Consider the following 21,087-nt stretch of genomic DNA (forward strand, 5'->3'; position numbering starts at 1 on the left):
AGCCAAAATCATGCAAGCACATCCCGGCAAAAGTCTCTGGCGTTGGCTCAGACGCCGCTTCATCGGCACATCCAGCCAGCCCTCAGAACTGGCTCAGGCAAAAGCGCTCATTTCAGCTGTCGACCGCGGCGGCATCCCCCTGAACCCGGCACGCGTCAACGCCATTGCCCGGGCACTGGGCCTGGAAGTGTCACGCAAGGCCGCCGTCGAAGAAACCATCGAACGCATTCGCGCCGCATTGATCCGCGCCGGCTGATCAATCATCGATCACGCCACCGCTCGATCCGGCAAGCATTGGCATAAGCATCAGCACGACATCTTGCCTGCTCGACCTGACGCTGGATGATGGATTGATCGATCACCGGCACAACGAGTCGCCTGACCGGAGGCAGTGCAATCTGAAAACGGCCGGTTGCTTCTCTGGAAAACGAGTCCAGCTCAAAATCGGTAATCACCATGATGTTGCTCCTGCCCCCGTTCAAGCCGGCGAAGCCGGCACCCGGAGGCTGGGTAGCAAGCGACGCTTTAGCAGCATTTATCAGTCGCCCTGCAAGTTGTCCTTAACTCGGCGATGTACCTTGCGGTACCGGAAAAACAAAAGCCCGTTCAGCAAGAACGGGCTTTCGCACGCTTTAGCTGAATTTATTACGCGCCCGCAAGCTGAAACTCAAATCGGCGCGATGGATTTACTTTAGACAGACACATTGTGTCTGTCAACAACCGGCAAGCTCAGGATCAGAAGAAAACACCCTCCGGAAAAACAGCGTACCGAATACCAACTGTCAAACCGGTCAAAGCGCACCCACCATGCACTCACGTAGTGCGGCACAAATCAGGCAGTCCGGTTCGGCCCCGGAAAGGCAGGTATTCAGTTCCCCGGAACAATCCTGATCGATCGTTTTGAGCAGTTCCTGCAAGCAGGCCAGATCGACCTGTGAAATATTGTGCTGATTCATGTTCTGAATCATGGCCAGTGCGTTGCCGACAATACCGGACATACCGCGATCCGATGAACCAATATCTGCCAGGATTTTTTCGAGGTAGCGCACCGTTGCGCAGAAAGGTGCCTGGGATATTTTTGTCATGGCTGTCACCGCTGGCTGTTAAATCCAAGCATTGCCAAGGCCATGCGCGCACTGCTGATGAAATCGCGCATCGTTTCGACACTGCATTCCGGCATCACTTCGGCCTCGTAGGCCACCGTGACGCTCAGTTCCCCTTTTTCCGAGCGAACCACCCACCCCAGATCAACCAGGGCCTGAACCTTGCGACGCACAGTCTGTGGCGGCAGGCCAAGGTATTGAGCCAATGAGTAGGCATTGCATTTGGGCAACAATTCGCGACGCCTTGCATCATCGGTAAGTTCCGGCGTGATCCTGCAACCGGGATTGCGCTCAAGCAAGCGGCCAATGTTGTACAGCCAGATTTCCGAAACCAGCATCGCCATGACCGGGTCGCGATGATTCAAACCATGGTCGCGCCGGTTAAAGCGACGAATGAAGCTGAATACGACAAAATAAATTTGATGCCAGTTGGCCCGGAAAGCGTCTTCATCGAACTGGGCGCAATGATCGCAATAATCATTTCTGAGAAAAGGCGACAAGGCGTCGATATCCGGATTTTCCGGACACTTGACAGGTGATTCCAGGTGCATGGGTAAGAGCCGGCCAAGGGCCGACTGATGGCAAATATCAATCAGCCATCATGCATGCACGAGGCATGCATATCAACAATCAAATTGCTCAATTTGGTGATTTTTCCACTTATTAATACTTCTGAACTACCTCCAAAATCATCCTGTTTAAGCGCATGAATCCGCCAAACTGTGGCCAAAAATTACAATCAGTCACCGAAAAAAATGGCCGAGGCGTTATCATTTCTGTTTTTGGTCGAGCCTTCTTCGGATCGTTCTTCAGCACGAACACGCAAGCCGACAGCTCAACCTCTTGCCCGCCCCCGAATACAACCGGAACGACATCGTGAAACCTTCATCCTTGCTCATCGCTGCATTACTGGCCATTCCTGCTTACTCATCAGCGGCCGATGCCGTCAAATTCGACATTTACCTGGCTGGCAACCTGCAGCACTCGGTCTCGCTGGTCGGACCGAATGCCACGGTCAAATTCATCCCGGAAGGCATTCCCGGAGCAACGCTTGAGTTTCGCCTGATCGCCCCGGAGCCGGTGATTGTCGAAATGAAAGAAACGATGACCCAGGGCAGCGCCCCTGAAGTCGTCGGACGGATCAAGATGCCGACGCCGGGCAGTTCGTTTGCCGTGTCGGAAATCAAAGGATCGAAGTTTCACAATCCCTACGTTCTGGTCAGAGTCGACTAAGTCGACAGAGAATCGGCAAAAAAGGGGGCCTTGGCCCCCTTTTTCAATCCTCCCCAGCCAGCAGTCAGGCTGAGCCAAGCGTCGGGTAATCGGTATAGCCGACGGCACCAGGCGAGTAAAAGGTCGCCGGGTTCGGTACATTCAACGGAGCACCAAGACGAATCCGCTGCGGCAGGTCAGGGTTGGCCAGGAAACCGCTGCCAAAGGCCACGGCATCCAGCAAACCGGCATCGATGGCGGCTGCAGCTTCGGCTGCGTCGTAGCCCATGTTACCGATCAGGACACCCTTATAGGTTTCGCGCACCGGGGTCATCACATCACCTTGCTGCTGGCTGAAGAAATCGGCACGCATCATGTGCAGGTAAGCCAGCTCGTAGTCATTGAGTCGCGAGCCAAGCCAGCGGGTCAAGGCAACCGGATCGCTGTCAATCATGCTGTTATAGCTATTGAGCGGGGAAATGCGCAAGCCGACACGGTCGCTACCCCACACGTTGCAAACGGCATCCAGCGTTTCAAGCAGTAAACGGGCACGATTTTCGATAGAACCACCGTAAGGCCCCTGCCGCTGGTTGCTGCCATCACGCAAGAACTCGTCGAGCAGATAGCCATTGGCTGCATGCACCTCGACGCCATCGAAACCAGCCGCCCGAGCATTGGCTGCTGCCTGGGCAAAACCGCTGACAATTGCGGGCAATTCGCTGTCCAGCAAAGGACGCGGAATAACGTGCGGCTGCTTGCCTTGCGGGGTATGAACCTCATCGTTGGTGATCGCCAACGGACTCGGTGCAACCGGCTGGCGACCGTCGTTGAATGCAGGATGACAAGCCCGGCCACCATGCCAGATCTGTAGGACGATACGACCGCCTGCCGCATGCACGGCATCGGTTGTTTTTTTCCAGCCTTCGACCTGCGCATCGGAATAGATCCCCGGCTCCTTCCAGAATGCCGAGCAGCCCTCCATGGCCATCGTCGCCTCAGCGACAATCAGGCCTGCACTGGCACGCTGAGCATAATGCTCTGCCATCAAGGCACCGGGAATATGGCCTTCTTCGGCCCGGCAACGCGTCAGCGGAGCCATCAGAATACGGTTGGGCAAATGCAGGGCACCTGCACGCAACGGTTTGAACAGCGAATCCATGAACAGTCCTTGTGAGCGGATAACTTTTCTTATATTGCGTCGCGGTCGACCTTATTCAATAGCCAATTTCGTCTTGATCAGTGCAGTAAAATCACGGCACACGAACCACCCGATTGGCTTGGCCTGCTTTCTCATGAAAAAGGCGAGTCCCCTCCCCATGCAAAACACCAGCGAACTCACCCGGCTCCATCAGGATATTGAGCAATGCGTCCAAAACATCCGCCAACAGCAACCGGATTGGCTGTGCGGCAAAGGGTGCGCCACCTGCTGCAAGCGACTGGCTGAAATTCCTGAATTGACCGAGCAGGAATGGAAGCTGCTGTCTCATGGGCTAGCCATGCTGACGCCATCGCACCTGAATGAAATCAGGGACAGGATCGGAAGACTGGCCAATCAAACCACGCGCCCGGTCGTTTGTCCGATGCTTGACCAGGCAAGCGGAGCCTGCCCGGTCTATGCCCAACGTCCGGTTGCTTGCCGGACTTATGGATTTTATGTTCAGCGCGAACTGGGGCTTTATTGCCATGAAATCGAAACACGCGTTGCGGAAGGCCAGTTGGCAGATGTCGTCTGGGGCAATCACGATGTGATTGATCGCCAGTTGAGCCGCCAAGGCAAAAGCCGCCCGCTGACAGCATGGTTTGCTGAAAGCCCGTTCGCGGTGGCAGCGATCGCCACTGACTGACCGGCGAAGCCTGCCATTTCAGGCTATTTCAAGCGTCGACCGCGACAACTCCGGTCGCTTCGGCAGCGGAAAACTGTCGCTCAAGAAATGTAACCACCCCTCGTGCGCCATCCTCGATACGGTCCAGCACATCATCAAAACTGGCACCCAGCGTCAAATAAGGATCCGGCACATCCTGGCCGTGGAATATTTCTGAAAAGTCGAGGAAAAGCCGAATCCGGCGCTGCTGTTCTTCAGTCGTCATACGGCGCAAATTGGAAAGATTGTTCTGATCCATGGCCAGAATCAGGTCGAAGTACTCGAAATCCTGCCAACCGATTTTCTGGGCACGCATCAGGGTAACGTTGTAGCCCCTGGCCTGAGCCGCCAAATTTGTTTTTGAATCGCAGACATCGCCAACCCGGAAACCGTGCGTTGCCGCCGAGGCCACTTCAACCCGCCCCCCCAGCCCCGCTTGAATCAGGCATTTGCGCAGCACCACCTCGGCCATGGGCGAACGGCAGACGTTATTCATGCAGACACAGAGAATCCGGTAAGGTTTTTTCATGTTGCAACGGGGAGTCAATCGGCGGTGATTTATTTTAACCCTTGAAAACAGGCATCGCTGCATGCAAAAGAGCTAATCATCCAGTCTGCCATCGCACCATCAGGTTCGTTAAAATGCGCGCTCCCCCAATCTCAGGCAAATTTCGATGAGCACGACTTCCTCTCCGATTGTTGATCAACTTTCAACACTGGCCAATGCAGCAACCCAGTGCGAAGCAGCACAACTGGCCCAGGATATTTTTGCCGAAGTTTTTCGCAATGCTTTCACGCCGGACCCGGTCTTACTCGGCAAGGTACTGGCACAAGCCGAAACGCGTTGTATCGAGTGGTGCCAGACAGGCGCCAGCAGCGAAGAACAACTCTTGCGCCTGGCCATGCTGGTCACCGGACTGGATCATTGGGGCCTTGCCTACACCCAGGCTTTCGGCCTGACAGCCATTCCGGCATTGAGCGCACTCATTTCCAGCCTGCGTGGCCGCCTGAACAGCCAATCGGATGAGTCATTCCAGCTTTTTTTCTCGGTGATCGAACAAATCGAAAGCAATGTCATCGACTTCAAGGTCGAACTCCGACGCAGCATTCACCTGGCGCTCTGGCACGCCATGACTGCCTGTGAAACGGATGAAGACGCAGAAAGCATCCTGAAACCGCTTGGCGGCATGCTGCTCGGCGTCAACCAGCAGATGCCGGAATACGGCTGGCGCCTGGTTGCCGACGCCTTGGCTCATATCCAGATCAAGCTGCTCAGCGAAACCGAAGCTCCCAGCGATCTGGCTCGCCAAAATACACAAAAACTGTTCGAAGCACTGCAACAAGCCATGCCGCGCGAGCAGTACCAAACCATTTTGCGCCACTCCAGCCAGGCGGCGCTGGCCTGGCAACAAGCACGCCGGTCAACGACAACGCATTGACGGGAATTCAGTCCTTGGCCGACTCACCGTCCCATTCGTCAAGAAAACGCGCGACGAACTCTTCCATGAATTGATGGCGACGTTCGGCCAGCAAGCGTCCGCCTGCGGTATTCATGCGCTCCTTGAGCAGGAACAGTTTTTCATAAAAATGATTCAAGCTGGTTCCCCTTGCCGCTTTGTACGCGGCTGCCGTGGCGTGTAGCTCAGGCGGCGTAGCCGGGTCGTACAGCAGTCGTCCGGCATGCCCGCCATAAGCAAAGCAGCGGGCAATACCAATCGCACCAATGGCATCGAGCCGGTCCGCATCCTGGACACAACACCCTTCCAGGGTCTGCATCGCGGTTTGAACCCCCGCGCCCTTGTAGGAAATAGTCGCCACAATATCGACGACAGGATCAATGATGCCTTGTGGCGCGCCTTCCTCAAGCAGCAGGCGCTCGGCCTCGCGCGGCCCGACAGACTCATCGCCGCCATGAAATTTCCAGTCGGCAATATCGTGCACCAGAGCACCCAACTGTACGACTTCCTGATCTGCACCTTCATGAATCGCTATTTTGCGAGCCAGCTTACAGACCCGTTCAATGTGATACCAATCATGACCGGAATTCTCGCCCAGAAAGCGAAGCTTGATCTGCCCGGCGACACGTTCGACCAGCTCCGATGCAAAAATCATTCAGCTTGCCCTTGAGGGAAATACGGCAGAAGCGCCTTGGCCGCCTCGATGCGCGCAGATATCGCCAATGATGGCTGATTCATCACCGCCACGAGAAAACTGATCGGGTCCTTGTATTTATTGCCCAGATTGGTAGTCGACCGCAGCACTGCCGGGTCAGCGCTCGGAGGAAAATCCTGTTCAGGATGATTCCCCATGGCGGCATCGAGCGGAGAAATCGAAAGCCTCGCTACGGCTCGCTGAAAGTCATCGCTGGCGATGCTTTTGAAGCCAGCCAGCATCTCTGCCTGCCGATCCATATTGGGCGCCATTTCCAGGCCCGATTCATCGATGAACATGCTGCCCATCGTCGGATCGATGAAAGCAGACCACCTCCCTGTTACCGGATGCAAGCCCGGAACCGTACTGATCTCTACCTCAGTCGAGGGCAGAAAGCTCAGTTGATGCTCAGGAATGGCTGCCAGGTACTTGCTACGCAACGCGGTGAGAAAATGAAGCGCCTCGGCAAGCGGCAGTGAATCCACCAGGGAAAACCACATTTTGAATCCGGCCTCACCCGACACAGAAATGGCCGGCGCAGGCAACTCAAGATCATCCTGCAATGCCTGAAACAAGGCAGCAACCGCAGGCCAGTCACTTGCTCGACGAAAATCCAGCACCATCGCCCGAACCAGGCCGTCATCCCCAAGCAGTCGAAGATCGGTAACAAGCTGATGCCGGGGAGCGGTCGAATCGCCATCCGGCAAGCGATCATCTTCCACTCCGGAGAACTCTTTCGATTGCAGATCAGGCAAAAAATACAGGCGTTGAAGTTCAGTAATCAGTTTATTCATGACTCATCGATCCAGCGGACAAACTAGCAAGAGATTGCCATTGACGCACATTGATCACAAACCTCCCATGGCAAACACTCGCAAACACGAGGGCGAACCACGTAATCGCTGCCGGTGACAACTTTCCCGGGAGCAGACCTGGCCGCCGCAGGACGAGCCGAAGGCGCGCCATCATCACTCTCCGCCGCCGTCGGGGACCACTTTGCAAACGCAGACATATCCGCCTTGCCATCGACAAACCAGATTTTTCGGGCAGCATCCCACCGGGCGCCCAACTTCTTGGCTTGATCCTTTTCTGCAAAAGGCACTTTCAGATTCAGTCTCATGGCCTTACCAAATTTCAATTGAAGGGGTAACAAGAAGAACCGACATGTTCGGAACCTTGGGGCAAACAAAACCAATACACGCTGTTGCAAACCGTTACTTGAGTTGGCGCAGCGCACCGCTTATCTTGTCAGTCATGTGCTGACCCCCCAACAGCCTGACGACCAACCTCTCCCTCCCTGTTGGTCGTCGAAAGCCCCGCCCCCCCCTGGCGGGGCTTTCACCTTTTCAGACAATGATTTTATCGATAACCCCACACGCAAGTGAATCACGAGCTTTTCGATTGAAGCCATCGGCTCACCCTGCATGCACTGGTTCAGCAACATCGCCCCGAATTGCCCGGCAAACGCCCAAAAGCAAAAAGCCCCGTATAACGGGGCTTCTAGCTATCTTGCAGGTTCTGGCGGAGACGGAGGGATTCGAACCCTCGATGCAGGTTTTGCCCGCATGCTCCCTTAGCAGGGGAGTGCCTTCGACCTCTCGGCCACGTCTCCGTTCAGAAGAGCGCGGATGATATATGCTCCGCGCCCTTTGGTCAAACCTTACTGATCAAGACCGAAAGCGCGGTGCAGAACGCGAACCGCCAATTCCAGATATTTCTCGTCGAGAACAACGGAAATCTTGATCTCGGAGGTCGAGATCATCTGGATATTGATACCTTCATCGGCCAGCGCCTTGAACATCTTGGAGGCAACACCCGGGTGCGAACGCATACCGACGCCCACGGCCGAGACCTTGCAGATTTTGTTGTCACCGGTCACCTCACGGGCGCCCAACTTGGCCTTGGTGGCTTCGAGGATGCCCTGTGCCTTGGCGAAATCACCGCGATTCACCGTGAAGGAGAAATCGGTCGTGCCGTCATGACCAACATTCTGGATGATCATGTCGACATCGATATTGGCATCGGCGATGGCACCGAGAATCTGGTAGGCAATGCCCGGGGTATCCGGAACGCCGAGCATGGTCAGCTTGGCTTCGTCGCGGTTGAAAGCGATACCGGAAATGATCGGTTGTTCCATGTTCTTGTCTTCCTCAACAGTGATCAGCGTACCTTCCCCTTCGTCCTGGAAGCTGGAAAGAACGCGCAGTTTGACCTTGTACTTGCCGGCGAATTCGACCGAGCGAATCTGCAGCACCTTGGAGCCCAGGCTGGCCATTTCCAGCATTTCTTCAAAGGTGATGGTATCGAGCTTCTTGGCTTCTGCCACAACGCGCGGATCGGTCGTATAGACGCCATCAACGTCGGTGTAGATCTGGCACTCGTCAGCCTTCAGGGCTGCAGCCAGCGCGACGCCGGAAGTATCGGAACCGCCACGACCAAGCGTGGTGATATTGCCGTGCTCGTCGACACCCTGGAAACCGGCGACGATGACCACCTTGCCGGCATCCAGATCGCGCCGCATATTGGCTTCGTCGATCGACAGGATGCGTGCCTTGGTGAAGGTGCTGTCAGTCAGAACCTTCACCTGGCCACCAGTGTAGCTACGGGCATCGACACCGATATTCTTGAGCGCCATGGCCAGAAGGCCAATGGTAACTTGCTCGCCGGTCGCACAGACCTGATCCATCTCGCGCGGATCGGGATTGGCCTGAACTTCCTTGCAAAGAGCGATCAGACGATTGGTTTCGCCGCTCATGGCTGAAAGGACAACCACAACCTGGTGGCCCTGCGCCTGGAATTTGGCAACCCGCTGCGCAACATTTTTGATGCGTTCGGGATTGGCGACGGACGTACCGCCGTATTTTTGAACAATCAACGCCATGGATTCATCCGGTTAAACGTTGGAAACATGAAAAAGAGGGCGGGATTTTACCCCACCCTGCTCTTTTTCCGAAAGAAATCAGCGCCTAGAGATCAGCCAGGGAACGCAGATGGGCACCGACGCTGCGTGCCAGCGAACTCATTACGTACCCACCTTCAAGCATTGAAACGATACGCTTGTTGCAAACCTCTGCGGCCAGCTTCTTGAGTTCGTCGGTACACCAGGCGAAATCACGCTCAAGCAGCTTGAGACCACCCATGTCATCTTCGTAATGACCATCGAAGCCCGCCGAGATGAAAATCATCTGGGGCTTGAACTCACGCAAGCGCGGCATCCAGACCTGGCTTACTGCATCGCGGAACTCCTCACCACCGCAACCCGCGGCAAGAGGAACGTTGCACATGTTGGCTGCCGGCTTGTCAGCCCCGCTATACGGGTAAAACGGATGCTGGAAGATGCTGCACATCAGCACCTGTTCGTCACCGGCAAAACAATCTTCGGTGCCGTTGCCGTGGTGCACGTCGAAATCGATGATCGCAACGCGCTCCAGCCCATGCACCTTGATGGCATGGCGTGCTGCAACGCCGATATTATTGAAGAAGCAGAAGCCCATCGGCGTTGCTTTTTCACAATGATGGCCGGGCGGGCGGACGGCGCAGAAAGCATTCTCGATTTCGCCGCTCATCACGAGGTCGACCGCCTGACATCCAGCCCCTGCTGCACGCAATGCGGCTTGCCAGGTATGCGGATTCATCGCGGTATCCGGATCAAGGTGGACCACGCCGATTTCAGGAGAGGCGCGCTTGATTCGTTCCAGGTGCGAAGCCGGATGCACGCGCAGCAATTGTTCAAACGTAGCCAGCGGTGCATCGTAATAAACAAAATACGCATCAAGGCCCTGAGCGATCAGGTGATCGCTGATGGCAGTGAGACGTTGAGGACATTCCGGATGATGCGAACCCATATCGTGCAACTGACAGTCGCGATGGGTGATGAAGGCAGTGGTCGTCACTTGTTCTCTCTCTGCGAACCGGCGCTCATTGATGGCGCACGTCGAAATGCCATTATCGTCCCAATCTGGACGAGGCTTCAAGCATTAGAATTCGTTTGAACTGTAATTAAAGAAAGCCGCCATGTCAGGAACCACACTCGCCAGCCGAATGAGCCGCCACCATCCGCTTGCCGAGCTACTCGACGAAGCCGGAAAAACAATTCTGGGCAAGGAAATGGAAATTCGCCAGGCACTCACCTGCCTGCTTGCCGGCGGCCACCTATTGATCGAGGATCTGCCCGGCATGGGCAAGACGACACTGGCTCATACGCTGGCTCAACTGCTCGGCCTGCAATTTTCCCGTATCCAGTTCACCAGCGATCTGCTACCGGCCGACATTACCGGCATTTCACTATTCGACCGCGACAAAAGCGAATTCCGCTTTCTGCCCGGCCCGATTTTTGCGCAACTGGTGCTGGCCGATGAAATCAACCGGGCCACGCCAAAAACGCAAAGCGCTCTGCTTGAGGCCATGGCAGAAGGCCAGGTCACCACGGAAGGTCAAACGCGCGACCTGCCCTCACCTTTTTTCGTCATCGCCACGCAAAACCCGGCACATCAGATCGGCACCTTCCCACTCCCGGAATCCCAGCTGGACCGATTCATGATGCGTATCGAACTGGGCTACCCAAACCGTATGGCCGAGCGTGCGCTGCTTGCCGGTGGCGGCCAGCACGAACAGGCGAAACGTCTTGAAGCAATGATCCAGGGCACAGACCTCCTCACCTTTCAGACTGAAATCCGGCAGGTACACACCGCCGGACCATTGATCGACTATGTCCAACTGCTGCTCGAAGCCAGCCGTCACAGTCCTATTTTCCAGCACGGCCTGTCGCCTCGCGCCGGCCTTGCCCTGCTTGCGGCGGCCCGTGCCTGGGCCTGGCTCGAAGGGCGCGACATGGTTATTCCGGATGACATCCAGACGATCCTGCCGGCAGTTGCCAGCCACCGCCTGCGCACCAACCAGGGCAGCCACCACGCCCGACCGGAAGACATTGCCTCCCTGATCCATTCGGTTGCGATTCCCTGACCCCGCGTGAAGCTGCTCGCTCAACTGAAACAGGCGCTTTTCCGCTGGCAAAGCGATGGCACTGCACCGCTGCGCCTTGGTCAGCGGCGTATTTTCATCATCCCCTCACGCGGCGGGCTGCTATTTGTGAGCGCACTCGTTGTGATGCTGATTGGTGCCATCAATTACAGCCTCGCACTTGGTCACGCACTTGTCTTTCTGCTCGCCGGCCTCGGCCTGGTCGGCATGATCCACACCTTTCGCAACCTGTACGATCTAGTAATCACCCCCGGCCGATGTGATGCCGTTTTTGCCGGAGAAATAGCCTATTTCGAACTACGGCTCGATAACGAACGAGCCACTGCAAGACGCGCCCTGACTTTCGAGGCAGACGCAGAACACCCGGTGACTGTCACGGTCGACGCCGGAAAAATGCTGAAAATCGCCATTCCCCAGCGCACCATCCGCCGCGGTTGGTGCGAACTATCCAGAATCCGCCTGTCCAGCGAATACCCTATCGGCCTGTTTCATGCGTGGAGCTATCTGCAACCGGCCATGCGCTGCCTGGTTTTCCCCACCCCGGTCATGACCCCTCTGCCTGCCCCGTCAGCGACCAATCACCAAGGAACGCAGCGCGGCGCTGCAGGACAAGAGGATTTTTCCGGATTTCGCCTGCGACAGCCAACGGACTCGCTGCATCATGTGGCCTGGAAAGCCAGCGCCCGGATTCCCGATAGCAACGATCTGCTGGTCAAACAATTTGCCGGCGGATCGGCACTTGAGTTGCAACTCGACTGGGCCCTGACCGATCCGGCATTGCCCGACGAAACACGGCTCGGCATTTTATGCGGCTGGGTCTTGCAGGCCGACGCAAGCGGACAACGCTACGGTCTACGCCTGCCCGGGCATAAAATTGCCCCGGCAGACACAAAAAACCAGCGCCTTGCCTGTCTGCAATTACTCGCACTATTCGCCTTATGAGCCGACCGGCCCACCGCCCTCTCGACCAGACCGCGCGCCCCTGGTTAATGGCCGCCGCCCTGGCGACCATCTTGCCGCATCTCGAACATCAAGCCTTGTGGCTGAGCAGCCTGATCGGCCTGATGCTGCTCTGGGCTGCCTGGCTGTGGCAGCGCAACGAGCGCCTACCGAACAGCGGGCTGCTAGCCATCATCGTCTGCCTCAGTTGCTGCGCGGTCTATCTCGAATATCAAACCCTGTTCGGCCGCGATGCCGGTGTCGCCCTGCTGGTAATTTTCATGGCCATGAAAATGCTGGAGTTGAAAACCCGGCGCGATGGCATGGTCGTCGTCACCCTCGGCTATTTTCTGCTGCTGACGCATTATTTCTACTCGCAAAGCATTCCAACCGGACTGTGGTTATTGATTGCGCTATGGCTCGTCACGTCGGCGCTGATTCGCCTGAACAGCGGCCCGGATGCCACGCCACGCAGCATCTTGCGCTACGCGGCCAGCCTGCTCGTCCAGGCTCTGCCCTTCATGCTCGCGCTATACCTGCTTTTCCCGCGGATCAACGGGCCGCTCTGGGGCTTGCCGCAAGACGCACATAGCGGCAAGACCGGCCTGTCGGAACAAATGACGCCCGGCAGCATTGCTCACCTGGCACTCAATAACGACATCGCTTTCCGGGTCCGCTTCGACGCTGAAACGCCGCCTGGAAAACTACTTTATTGGCGCGGCCCGGTCATGGAGTATTTTGACGGAACCACCTGGCGACCACAGCCGAACCGCCCAGGCTCAGAGCGCATCGAAGTCATCGCCACCCCGCTCAGCTACGAAATCACGCTTGAAGCCCATAACCAACGCTGGCTGCTGGCGCTCGATGCCCCCACCGGCCTGCCACCGGAAACAGGCTTGAATGGCACGTTGACCGCGACACACCGGCAGATCATCAATGAACGTCGCCAATTTCGCTTTGCCTCGACACTGGACTACCGTTTCAACGTTGCCGAGAACCCCAACATCCTCCGACGCAACCTGCAACTACCTGCCGGGCGAAACCCGCAGACGCTCAAACTGGCCAGCGAATGGCGGGCCACAGCCAAGGCGCCTGAAGAAGTCGTCAATAAGGCACTGACACTCTTTGCCGAGCAAAACTTTGTCTACACCTTGCAACCACCACTGCTCGGCCCGGAAGGGGTCGATGACTTCCTGTTCTCGAGCCGTCGTGGTTTTTGCGAACATTACGCTGCAGCCTTCGTCGTACTGATGCGCGCCGCCGGCATCCCGGCGCGCGTGGTCGGCGGCTACCAGGGCGGCGAAGTCAATCCGGTGGACGGCTACCTGACCGTGCGCCAATCCGACGCTCACGCCTGGAGTGAAATATGGCTCGAAGGCCGTGGCTGGATAAGGATAGATCCAACGGCCGCCGTTTCGCCTGCCCGCATCGAAAACGGTCGCATCGATCAGTCAGGCAGCGCCAACCTGCCAGCCTTGAGCCAACTACGCACCGCCTGGCTCAAAAACCTGCGTCATCGCTGGGAAGCGATCAACAATGCCTGGAACCAGCAAATACTGAGCTACGACATGCAGCGCCAACGCCAGCTACTCGCCCGTCTTGGCTGGCAAGAAGCGGGCTGGCAGGACCTGGTCATCCTGCTCGCCCTTTGCTGCACCATACTGCTCGGCGCCATCACGGCCTGGACGCTCCATCAAAAAACCCAACCAGACCCAGCCACCCGTCTCTGGCATAAAGCCTTGCGACATCTGGCACGAAGACAAGTAAACTGCGCCCCCTGGGAAACGCCCAATGCCTTGCTGCACCGTGTACAGACCGAGCACCCAATGTTGGCCGAACCTTTCGGGCGCGTTGTAAATGCTTATCTGGATGTGCGCTACGGCCGTACCTCGAACAATCTGAACCTTCTGCGCGAAGCCATCGCGCAATTGCCCTGACGGAGATCGATTTGAAGCTGACTCTTGGTGCTCTGCTGCTCGCCTGCCTGACTGGTTTGAGCCACGCCGCTGCCAAACCGCAAAGTTTTGCCGACAACCCGGCAACCATCGAATTTGCGCGAGAAATGGAACAACGCCACGGTTTCAATGCAGATGAATTGCTCGACAAGTTTGCCCAAACCAGCTCGAACGCCAAAGTACTGCAACTGATCAAACCCCCTGCATCCCCTCAACAGCGATCATGGGAACGTTACCGTCCACGCTTCCTGAACGACCGGCGCATCGATGGCGGCGTACGCTTCTGGCAGGACAACCGCACCGTTCTAGCCCGCGCCCGGGCAATGTACGGCGTGCCGGAAGAAATCATTGTTGCGATCATTGGCGTCGAAACCGAATATGGCCGCAACACTGGCGGCTTCCGCGTCCTTGAAGCACTCGCCACCCTGGCCTTCGATTACCCGCGTCGCGCCGATTTCTTCCGCACCGAACTAGAACAGTTCCTGCTGCTGGCCCGTGAAAACAATATGGACCCGCTCAGCATCAAGGGCTCTTTTGCCGGCGCCATCGGCATTCCACAATTCATGCCGGGCAGCCAGCGCCGCTACGCCGTCGACTTCGATGGCGATCAGCGCGTCGACCTGTCGGGCAGCTTCGATGATGCCGTCGGCAGCGTCGGGCGCTTCCTGGAACAGCACGGCTGGCAAGCCGGCCAGCCGATTGCCATCGCCGCACGCGTGCAAGGCGAACCTGCCCGCGAACTGATCGAAGCCGGCATCCGCCCCACACTCAAGGTCGGCGAGCTTGCCGCACAAGGCATCAGTAGCAGAGCGGGGAATGAAGACAATGTCGCACTGATCGACCTTGTTTCACCGGGCCGCGAAACCGAATACTGGCTGGGCTACGAAAATTTCTACGTCATCACCCGCTACAACCGCTCCAGCTTTTACGCCATGTCGGTTTTTCAGTTGGCAGAAGAAATTCGCCAGCGGATGCGCTGAATCACCGCAGGTGGGATTGCAGGCTCATCCCGCCCTTCGGCAAGGTTTCTAAAACAGGGAGTCGCTTGAAAGATTGCCGCGTTTGACGATCTTGCGCAGGCGGTCGAGCGCTTCCATCTGAATCTGCCGCACCCGCTCGCGCGTCAGGCCAAGATCGTTGGCAATAATATCCAGCGTCGCGACATCGGCATTGTTCAGCCCATAGCGCCGTTCGATCACCTGACGCTGACGCTCGGTCAGTTGATCAAGCCACCCCGCGATCAATGTATCGACTTCGCTACTCTGCAGCAGGGAGGCCGGATCGCTGCCACCATCGTCGGCAATAATCTCGACCATGGTATGTTCGGGATCGATATCGAGCGGCATGTCGAGCGAAGCAATGTGCTCGTTCAACGCGAGAATCCGGCGCACGTCCTCAACCGGCTTGTCGATCAGCACAGCAACCCGTTCCACGGTCGACTCGCGTCGATCGGCAGATTCGAGATGCCGCATGGCACGCAGAACAAGATTGATTTCCTTGACGACATGCACCGGCAAGCGAATTGTTCTCGCCTGGTTCATGATGCCGCGCTCAATGCTCTGGCGAATCCACCACGTCGCATAGGTCGAGAAACGAAAACCACGCTCGGGGTCGAATTTCTCAAGCGCGTGAATCAATCCGAGATTTCCCTCTTCGATCAGATCAAGAAGCGGAATGCCACGGTTCAGATAGTGCTTGGCAATATTGACCACCAAGCGAAGATTATGCTCGATCATTTTCTGCCGCGAGGCAAAGTCTCCGGCCCGCATGCAGCGGGCGGTTGCAAGCTCCTCGGCCGGCGTGAGCAGCGGTTTGGCACCGATCTCGTTCAGGTAAAGCTGGGTTACATCCTCAAGCAGATCGAGTTCGGGGGCAATGACTTCCGGCTCGGGGAGCAGGACAGCTTCGTCGGGTTGCCCCTCAAAGCTTTCGTCCTCTTGCTCCCGGTCGGTATGGGTCATTTTTTCGGCAAATACTGAGCCGGATCAACCGGCTTGCCCTGCTTGCGAATTTCAAAGTGCAGCTTGACCGAATCGGCATCCGTACTGCCCATTTCGGCAATTTTCTGCCCGCGGCTCACCGTCTGGCCTTCTTTGACCAGAATCTTGCGATTATGAGCATAAGCGGAAAGGAAGGTGGCGTTGTGCTTGATGATGACCAACTCACCATAACCTCGCAACCCGGCGCCGGCATACACCACCTTGCCTTCACCGGCAGCCAGAACGGTATCGCCTGCCTTGCCACCAAAATCTAGCCCCTTGTTCCCGGACTCGCTGAAAGGCGCGACGACTTTGCCGGCAGAGGGCCACAACCATGGCACATCATCCGGACCGGCAGCCACCGCAGGTGTCGCCGGGGCAGATGCTGGGACAACCGCCGGGGTCGGTGCAGGTTCCGGCCTGGTTTCAGCCGGCTTGGCAGGAAGGTCACCCGTTTTATTCAAGCGGGCATAAGCCTCATCGGAATAAGGCTCCTTGCCTACACGCGGCTCTCGCTTCAAATTACTGTTTGACGTCGCTACAGGCTGCTGAGCGGATGGCGGCTGGTCGAGGGAGCGGGTTTCGACAACAGGACTGGAACTCACTGGCTTGCTGACCACCGCTCCCGTATTCTCCACAGCCCCCGGAGGAACAACCCGTAATACCTGTCCCTCCTTGATCGACGAGGGATTGGCCAGATTATTCCAGGCAGCAACATCCTTGTAGTCCTGACCGTGCTCCAGGGCGATACGGTAGAGCGTTTCACCACGCTTGACGGTGTAGTAGCCGGGTCCGGAAGGCTGTTGAACAGGTGAAACAGGAGCTGAACGCGATGCGTTTGAAGTGCTGCGGTCGACAGTTGGCGCCGGCGGTTGTGAAAAACAACCAGCCAGCAACAAGGGAAGAATCAGAACGGTAAATCGAATCATTGCGTTCCTGCGAGAAGCGGGACAAAGCGAACTGCGTCGAGGCGCGTTTCGACAAATCCCTGAGGCGTACGTTCAATGAAGCAAAGATACTGCTCTGTCGTACCAATTGGCAAGACCAGCCGGCCACCAAGCGCCAACTGCTCCAGCAATGCCTGCGGCACATGAGAACCAGCCGCTGCCACGATGATACTGTCAAAGGGCCCGGCTTCAGGCAGACCCAACTGGCCATCGGCATGTTTCAAGCGGACATTGAACTGCTGCAGGGTCCGCATGTTGGCCTTGGCTTTTTCAAGCAATGGCCCCAGGCGCTCAACGGCATAAACCTCATTGGTTAACTGCGCCAGTACGGCCGCCTGATAACCGCAACCAGCACCGACTTCAAGCGTCTTTCCCAGTGTCGGGCGCGCATTGAGCAGCAACTCGATCATGCGGGCGACAACGTAAGGCTGAGAAATGGTCTGCCCCATGCCAAGCGGCAAGGCCGTATCTTCATAGGCACGGGACGCCAGAGCCTCTTCAACAAACACATGACGCGGCACAGCCGCCATGGCGCCCAGCACAGCCTCGTGGCGAATGCCTTTTTCGCGCAAACGCTCGATCATTCGCGCCCGCGTCCGCTGCGAAGTCATACCAATTCCGTGAAGCACGGCCAAGCTCACTCCATCCACTGACGTACTGCCGGCAACTGAGCCGGGTGCGTCAAATCAATTTGCAAAGGCGTGATTGACACACAACCCCGCTCGACCGCGTTGAAATCGGTGCCAGGCCCGGCATCTGCTGCCGCGCCTGCCGCGCCAATCCAGTAAACCGTTTCATTACGCGGTGACTGCATTTTGACAACTGGCTCGGCTTTGTGGCGGCGACCAAGACGGGTCACTTCAACCCCTTTCAAGTCGGCATGCGGAATATCGGGCACATTCACATTCAGCAATACCGGCTGCTTGATCGGATTGCGAATAAATCGCTCAACAAGATCTCGCGCCACCTGGCCAGCCGTATCAAAATGCTTGCCTTCAAAATTATTCAGGGAAATTGCCAGAGAAGGTATTCCGAGCAAAAATCCCTCAGTAGCAGCAGCTACCGTACCCGAATAAATCGTATCGTCCCCCATGTTGGCACCATGATTGATACCTGAAACGATAATATCGGGCAAATAATCCAGCATGCCTGTCACGGCAAGATGGACACAATCGGTCGGCGTTCCATTCACAAAATGAAAACCGTTGGCCGCTGTTTTCAAGAACAGAGGCCTGTCCAGCGTCAGCGAATTACTGGCCCCACTGCGATTCTGCTCGGGAGCGACCACCACAATTTCACCAAGCCCGGAAAGCGCTTGCGCCAGAGCGGCAAGCCCCGGCGCAAAATAACCGTCGTCGTTACTGAGCAGAATGCGCATCGATCAAACCAGGAGGCTATCCAGGCTCGCCCCATTGGCGACCCAAGCTTCAACCCATTTTGGCTTGCGGCCACGACCGGTCCATTCCAGTTCAGGATTTTCCGGGTGACGATATTTGACTTTGACCTTGGATGTGCTGGCTGCTTTGACCTTGACTTCCTTGCCGATCAAATCCTCAATGGCATAACCACGAGCTTTGGCAAAAGCGCGAACTTCATTGAGGATATTGGCTTTATCCTGTACTTCTCGGCGCTTCAATTCAGCCGGAATCTGTTGCTGCAAATCACGCAATTCAATAACGGAAAGTGCTGAAAGATCCATAATCATCTCCAAATAAAATAAGCAGGAACAATTTAGTGAATATCTGCTTATTTATCAACCAATAAAATCAAAAACCGGCAAACGCCGGCTATTTAACCTGACCATTTCCAAACATCGAAACAAGACGGCCGAATAAAATTCTTTGATGCATTCTAACACAGCCACACCGTCACCGGATCTACCGCCCCTCTGGGGTATCGACAGTTAATTTGAAAATTTAAGCCATTTCAATAATGTATTAAAAAATACTTCAGGATTAACAGGTTTTCCGATGTGGTCATCCATTCCATTGGCAAAACAGGCTCTTCGATCCTCATCAAAAACATTCGCCGTCATTGCGAGAACAGGAGTATTCATGTTCAAAGAGTCACCACGAATCCTGCGGGTTGCCTCAATACCATTCATTTCAGGCATTTGCACATCCATCAAGATCAATGAGTAATAATTTTCCTTGGCCAGATTAACTGCTGCCAAACCATTATCGGCAAGATCGACAACCAGCCCTACATCCTCGAGAAGACAACGCGAAATTTCCTGATTGATCGGCTCGTCCTCAACCAACAAAACGCGTGCGCCGGAAAAATCGAATCTGATCTGCGCTTCGACACTATCAAGATCCGTATAAAGATGAGGTGGCTCAACCCTCCCCTCAAGCTTGTCAAATCGCGCAGAGAACCAGAATGCACTCCCTTGCCCTAAGGTACTTTCAACACCGATGTCGCCCCCCATCAGACGGGACAACTGCTTGCTGATCGCCAGTCCCAGGCCTGAACCGCCGTATTTTCTGGTCATTGAACTGTCAGCCTGCTCAAAAGCAGTAAACAAACGAGATTGATCTTCAGATGAAATACCAATACCCGTATCCAAAACCTCAAAACGAAGCAAAACTGTCGTCAGACTTTCTTCGATTGGGCGCACACGAATGCTGACTGTCCCTTGCGAGGTAAATTTGACTGCATTGGCAACCAGATTGAGCAAAACCTGCCCAAGACGCAAAGGATCTCCTTCCAAGGCCTGACAGGACAATTCCGGCGGCGAGTCGACACGAAGCGTCAATCCTTTTTCGGAGATGCGCTCAGAGACCAGACTGGTCACATTTTCCAAAACCTCTCCCAACTGGAAGCGGACTTTTTCGAACTGCAAGCGCTCCGCTTCAATTTTTGAAAGATCAAGAATGTCGTTGATCACTGCCAACAATATCTGTGACGATTTTCTGGCCTTGTTCAGCTGTTCTCGCACGGTGCTATCCGTTGTGCGCTTCAAAGCCAGATCAACCATCCCCATGATGCCATTCATCGGCGTACGCAACTCATGGCTCATATTGGCAAGAAAAGTCCCCTTGGCGCGGCTGGCTGCCTCTGCCGCCTCCTTGGCGATGGACAGCGCCAAGGTGCGCTCCTTGACCTGGGACTCCAGATGATCCCGATGCTGAGCCAATTCCTGCTGCGCTGTCTCACGCTCCCGATCCCAGCGAGCCGAGAGCCTGCCCCCCGCCACAATGCCGGCCAGACCGATCAACCAGATAATGGCGTGACTGACTCCCAACTGCATCCGGGATTCTTCTATCTGAGTCAGATAAGGCGCCAGCGGTAAATTCAGCCCTGTCGCTCCTCGCATGTCACCCGTCTTGTAGCCAAGAATACCGTGGCATTTATCACAGCCGGTTTCCATGTACATGGCACGCAAATACCGTAAATTCGGCTGACCATTGATCTCGGCAATCTCCCAAACCTCTGTTTTGTCTCCCCGGGAAAAAGCTTCGAGTTGCCGACGCTCCCAATCATCCGGTGCATTACCTGGATTCAGGTATTTCAGGCCGGTAATCCGGCCACGAATCCCATACTCTTCGGCATAGGCATCCATGATCTGCCGCAGCATTGAGGCCGGATTCAGGAGTGTCAGCTTCAGACCGTCTGTCGTGGTGACATCCCGCCCGAGAACGTGAGACAGCCAGGGAACTGATTTTTGCGTTGCTGTCACGGGGACATAAACACCACCGTGCATTGTTGCCCAACGGCGAAAAATAATGTCTTTATTCAGGTTGGCCCGCGCTTCGGAATACGCCATGGCCATCATCTGGGCTTGGGTACTGTTCAAGTTCCAAACAAGCGAAAAGGCCAGCACTCCAGTCCAGAGGAGTGCTGCCAAAACCGATAACCGAAGAGTCAGATATCCATAGGCCATCAAAAGGCCATTCATCCAAGCGCAAGCGTATCAACAGCGAACAATATAACACCCGGAAGAATGACTATTGAGTTTT

24 protein-coding genes and 1 tRNA gene are annotated in these 21,087 nt (G+C 55.9%); 8 read left to right on the forward strand and 17 right to left on the reverse strand.

The features are described 5' to 3' along the window. Positions 1-10: 10 nt before the first annotated feature. Positions 11-256, forward strand: a complete 246-nt coding sequence (locus tag GBK02_RS11810) for a hypothetical protein (protein ID WP_203466860.1) — start codon at positions 11-13, stop codon at positions 254-256. A 4-nt stretch (positions 257-260) separates the two neighbouring features. On the opposite strand, the gene GBK02_RS11815 is transcribed toward GBK02_RS11810, so the two are convergent. The 3 genes from GBK02_RS11815 to GBK02_RS11825 all read right to left on the reverse strand — a co-directional run bounded on the left by GBK02_RS11815 (position 261) and on the right by GBK02_RS11825 (position 1,654). Beyond that, the gene (locus GBK02_RS11815; RefSeq protein ID WP_203466861.1) at positions 261-458 is read right to left on the reverse strand and encodes a hypothetical protein; all 198 of its coding nucleotides are present in this window, start codon (positions 456-458) and stop codon (positions 261-263) included. Positions 459-791: 333 nt separating this feature from the next. Beyond that, positions 792-1,085: a hypothetical protein gene (locus tag GBK02_RS11820; protein ID WP_203466862.1), complete on the reverse strand. Its 294-nt coding sequence runs from the start codon at positions 1,083-1,085 to the stop codon at positions 792-794. 5 nt (positions 1,086-1,090) lie between these two features. After that, complete coding sequence (locus GBK02_RS11825) at positions 1,091-1,654, reverse strand: hypothetical protein (protein ID WP_203466863.1); 564 nt, start codon at positions 1,652-1,654, stop codon at positions 1,091-1,093. 325 nt (positions 1,655-1,979) lie between these two features. Between GBK02_RS11825 and GBK02_RS11830 the strand changes: the two genes are divergently transcribed. Beyond that, positions 1,980-2,336 carry a hypothetical protein gene (locus tag GBK02_RS11830; protein WP_203466864.1) on the forward strand — a complete coding sequence of 119 codons (357 nt, stop codon included), beginning with the start codon at positions 1,980-1,982 and terminating at the stop codon, positions 2,334-2,336. Positions 2,337-2,400: 64 nt separating this feature from the next. Here GBK02_RS11830 and GBK02_RS11835 read toward each other — a convergent pair whose 3' ends face one another. Next, complete coding sequence (locus GBK02_RS11835; protein ID WP_203466865.1) at positions 2,401-3,474, reverse strand: alkene reductase; 1,074 nt, start codon at positions 3,472-3,474, stop codon at positions 2,401-2,403. Positions 3,475-3,631: 157 nt separating this feature from the next. On the opposite strand from GBK02_RS11835, the gene GBK02_RS11840 reads away from it, so the two are divergent. Continuing rightward, a complete protein-coding gene (locus tag GBK02_RS11840) occupies positions 3,632-4,159 on the forward strand; it encodes a YkgJ family cysteine cluster protein (RefSeq protein ID WP_203466866.1) in 528 nt (175 codons plus the stop codon). 28 nt (positions 4,160-4,187) lie between these two features. Here GBK02_RS11840 and GBK02_RS11845 read toward each other — a convergent pair whose 3' ends face one another. Beyond that, the gene (locus GBK02_RS11845) at positions 4,188-4,706 is read right to left on the reverse strand and encodes a low molecular weight protein-tyrosine-phosphatase (protein WP_203466867.1); all 519 of its coding nucleotides are present in this window, start codon (positions 4,704-4,706) and stop codon (positions 4,188-4,190) included. Positions 4,707-4,851: 145 nt separating this feature from the next. Here GBK02_RS11845 and GBK02_RS11850 point away from each other — a divergent pair, with 145 nt between their 5' ends. Next, positions 4,852-5,616, forward strand: coding sequence for a hypothetical protein (locus tag GBK02_RS11850; protein WP_203466868.1), 765 nt, complete (start codon positions 4,852-4,854; stop codon positions 5,614-5,616). A 7-nt stretch (positions 5,617-5,623) separates the two neighbouring features. On the opposite strand, the gene GBK02_RS11855 is transcribed toward GBK02_RS11850, so the two are convergent. From GBK02_RS11855 to GBK02_RS11875, 6 genes are all read right to left on the reverse strand, one after another. Further along, positions 5,624-6,289, reverse strand: coding sequence for an HD domain-containing protein (locus tag GBK02_RS11855; RefSeq protein WP_203466869.1), 666 nt, complete (start codon positions 6,287-6,289; stop codon positions 5,624-5,626). Further along, positions 6,286-7,122 carry a hypothetical protein gene (locus tag GBK02_RS11860; RefSeq protein WP_203466870.1) on the reverse strand — a complete coding sequence of 279 codons (837 nt, stop codon included), beginning with the start codon at positions 7,120-7,122 and terminating at the stop codon, positions 6,286-6,288. Before GBK02_RS11860 ends, GBK02_RS11855 begins: the two co-directional genes overlap by 4 nt. 23 nt (positions 7,123-7,145) lie before the next feature. Further along, a complete protein-coding gene (locus tag GBK02_RS16875; RefSeq protein ID WP_239003002.1) occupies positions 7,146-7,448 on the reverse strand; it encodes a DUF5710 domain-containing protein in 303 nt (100 codons plus the stop codon). Positions 7,449-7,847: 399 nt separating this feature from the next. Then, positions 7,848-7,940 (reverse strand) — tRNA-Ser (locus GBK02_RS11865). Positions 7,941-7,988: 48 nt separating this feature from the next. After that, the gene (locus GBK02_RS11870; protein WP_203466871.1) at positions 7,989-9,209 is read right to left on the reverse strand and encodes an aspartate kinase; all 1,221 of its coding nucleotides are present in this window, start codon (positions 9,207-9,209) and stop codon (positions 7,989-7,991) included. A gap of 85 nt (positions 9,210-9,294) precedes the next feature. Then, positions 9,295-10,221, reverse strand: coding sequence for a histone deacetylase family protein (locus tag GBK02_RS11875; RefSeq protein ID WP_203466872.1), 927 nt, complete (start codon positions 10,219-10,221; stop codon positions 9,295-9,297). 148 nt (positions 10,222-10,369) lie between these two features. Here GBK02_RS11875 and GBK02_RS11880 point away from each other — a divergent pair, with 148 nt between their 5' ends. Genes GBK02_RS11880 through mltB form a run of 4 tightly spaced genes read left to right on the forward strand, consistent with a single transcriptional unit; the run spans position 10,370 to position 15,182 of the window. Then, positions 10,370-11,290, forward strand: coding sequence for a MoxR family ATPase (locus GBK02_RS11880; protein WP_203469381.1), 921 nt, complete (start codon positions 10,370-10,372; stop codon positions 11,288-11,290). A gap of 6 nt (positions 11,291-11,296) precedes the next feature. Then, positions 11,297-12,250, forward strand: a complete 954-nt coding sequence (locus GBK02_RS11885) for a DUF58 domain-containing protein (protein ID WP_203466873.1) — start codon at positions 11,297-11,299, stop codon at positions 12,248-12,250. Continuing rightward, positions 12,247-14,184, forward strand: a complete 1,938-nt coding sequence (locus GBK02_RS11890; protein WP_203466874.1) for a DUF3488 and transglutaminase-like domain-containing protein — start codon at positions 12,247-12,249, stop codon at positions 14,182-14,184. The genes GBK02_RS11885 and GBK02_RS11890 overlap by 4 nt, the downstream gene beginning before the upstream one ends. Positions 14,185-14,195: 11 nt before the next feature. Continuing rightward, on the forward strand, positions 14,196-15,182 hold the full coding sequence (gene mltB / locus GBK02_RS11895; protein ID WP_239003004.1) for a lytic murein transglycosylase B: 987 nt from the start codon (positions 14,196-14,198) through the stop codon (positions 15,180-15,182). Between the two features lie 48 nt (positions 15,183-15,230). Here the strand turns inward: mltB and rpoS are convergent, their stop codons facing one another. The 6 genes from rpoS to GBK02_RS11925 all read right to left on the reverse strand — a co-directional run bounded on the left by rpoS (position 15,231) and on the right by GBK02_RS11925 (position 20,975). Further along, positions 15,231-16,163 carry an RNA polymerase sigma factor RpoS gene (gene rpoS, locus GBK02_RS11900; RefSeq protein ID WP_203466875.1) on the reverse strand — a complete coding sequence of 311 codons (933 nt, stop codon included), beginning with the start codon at positions 16,161-16,163 and terminating at the stop codon, positions 15,231-15,233. Beyond that, entirely contained in the window at positions 16,160-17,110 is a 951-nt protein-coding gene (locus tag GBK02_RS11905) for a peptidoglycan DD-metalloendopeptidase family protein (protein WP_203466876.1), read from the reverse strand. The genes rpoS and GBK02_RS11905 overlap by 4 nt, the downstream gene beginning before the upstream one ends. Beyond that, positions 17,107-17,739: a protein-L-isoaspartate(D-aspartate) O-methyltransferase gene (locus GBK02_RS11910; protein WP_203466877.1), complete on the reverse strand. Its 633-nt coding sequence runs from the start codon at positions 17,737-17,739 to the stop codon at positions 17,107-17,109. Before GBK02_RS11910 ends, GBK02_RS11905 begins: the two co-directional genes overlap by 4 nt. A gap of 26 nt (positions 17,740-17,765) precedes the next feature. Then, on the reverse strand, positions 17,766-18,506 hold the full coding sequence (gene surE, locus GBK02_RS11915; protein ID WP_203466878.1) for a 5'/3'-nucleotidase SurE: 741 nt from the start codon (positions 18,504-18,506) through the stop codon (positions 17,766-17,768). Positions 18,507-18,509: 3 nt separating this feature from the next. After that, positions 18,510-18,827 (reverse strand): H-NS family nucleoid-associated regulatory protein, encoded by a 318-nt coding sequence (locus GBK02_RS11920; protein ID WP_203466879.1) that lies wholly within the window; start codon positions 18,825-18,827, stop codon positions 18,510-18,512. A 204-nt stretch (positions 18,828-19,031) separates the two neighbouring features. After that, positions 19,032-20,975 (reverse strand): ATP-binding protein, encoded by a 1,944-nt coding sequence (locus tag GBK02_RS11925; RefSeq protein ID WP_203466880.1) that lies wholly within the window; start codon positions 20,973-20,975, stop codon positions 19,032-19,034. Between the last annotated feature and the right edge of the window lie 112 nt (positions 20,976-21,087).

Source organism: Dechloromonas sp. TW-R-39-2, assembly GCF_016864195.1.
GTDB lineage: Bacteria > Pseudomonadota > Gammaproteobacteria > Burkholderiales > Rhodocyclaceae > Azonexus.

Coding starts and splice junctions, on each gene's coding strand:
- GBK02_RS11815 (WP_203466861.1), bottom strand. CDS start 458: ATGGTGATTACCGATTTTGAGCTGGACTCGTTTTCCAGAGAAGCAACC.
- GBK02_RS11855 (WP_203466869.1), bottom strand. CDS start 6,289: ATGATTTTTGCATCGGAGCTGGTCGAACGTGTCGCCGGGCAGATCAAG.
- GBK02_RS11810 (WP_203466860.1), top strand. CDS start 11: ATGCAAGCACATCCCGGCAAAAGTCTCTGGCGTTGGCTCAGACGCCGC.
- GBK02_RS16875 (WP_239003002.1), bottom strand. CDS start 7,448: ATGAGACTGAATCTGAAAGTGCCTTTTGCAGAAAAGGATCAAGCCAAG.
- GBK02_RS11905 (WP_203466876.1), bottom strand. CDS start 17,110: ATGATTCGATTTACCGTTCTGATTCTTCCCTTGTTGCTGGCTGGTTGT.
- GBK02_RS11880 (WP_203469381.1), top strand. CDS start 10,370: ATGAGCCGCCACCATCCGCTTGCCGAGCTACTCGACGAAGCCGGAAAA.
- GBK02_RS11820 (WP_203466862.1), bottom strand. CDS start 1,085: ATGACAAAAATATCCCAGGCACCTTTCTGCGCAACGGTGCGCTACCTC.
- GBK02_RS11910 (WP_203466877.1), bottom strand. CDS start 17,739: ATGACTTCGCAGCGGACGCGGGCGCGAATGATCGAGCGTTTGCGCGAA.
- GBK02_RS11850 (WP_203466868.1), top strand. CDS start 4,852: ATGAGCACGACTTCCTCTCCGATTGTTGATCAACTTTCAACACTGGCC.
- GBK02_RS11870 (WP_203466871.1), bottom strand. CDS start 9,209: ATGGCGTTGATTGTTCAAAAATACGGCGGTACGTCCGTCGCCAATCCC.
- GBK02_RS11920 (WP_203466879.1), bottom strand. CDS start 18,827: ATGGATCTTTCAGCACTTTCCGTTATTGAATTGCGTGATTTGCAGCAA.
- GBK02_RS11845 (WP_203466867.1), bottom strand. CDS start 4,706: ATGAAAAAACCTTACCGGATTCTCTGTGTCTGCATGAATAACGTCTGC.
- GBK02_RS11825 (WP_203466863.1), bottom strand. CDS start 1,654: ATGCACCTGGAATCACCTGTCAAGTGTCCGGAAAATCCGGATATCGAC.
- GBK02_RS11840 (WP_203466866.1), top strand. CDS start 3,632: ATGCAAAACACCAGCGAACTCACCCGGCTCCATCAGGATATTGAGCAA.
- GBK02_RS11835 (WP_203466865.1), bottom strand. CDS start 3,474: ATGGATTCGCTGTTCAAACCGTTGCGTGCAGGTGCCCTGCATTTGCCC.
- GBK02_RS11860 (WP_203466870.1), bottom strand. CDS start 7,122: ATGAATAAACTGATTACTGAACTTCAACGCCTGTATTTTTTGCCTGAT.
- surE (WP_203466878.1), bottom strand. CDS start 18,506: ATGCGCATTCTGCTCAGTAACGACGACGGTTATTTTGCGCCGGGGCTT.
- GBK02_RS11890 (WP_203466874.1), top strand. CDS start 12,247: ATGAGCCGACCGGCCCACCGCCCTCTCGACCAGACCGCGCGCCCCTGG.
- rpoS (WP_203466875.1), bottom strand. CDS start 16,163: ATGACCCATACCGACCGGGAGCAAGAGGACGAAAGCTTTGAGGGGCAA.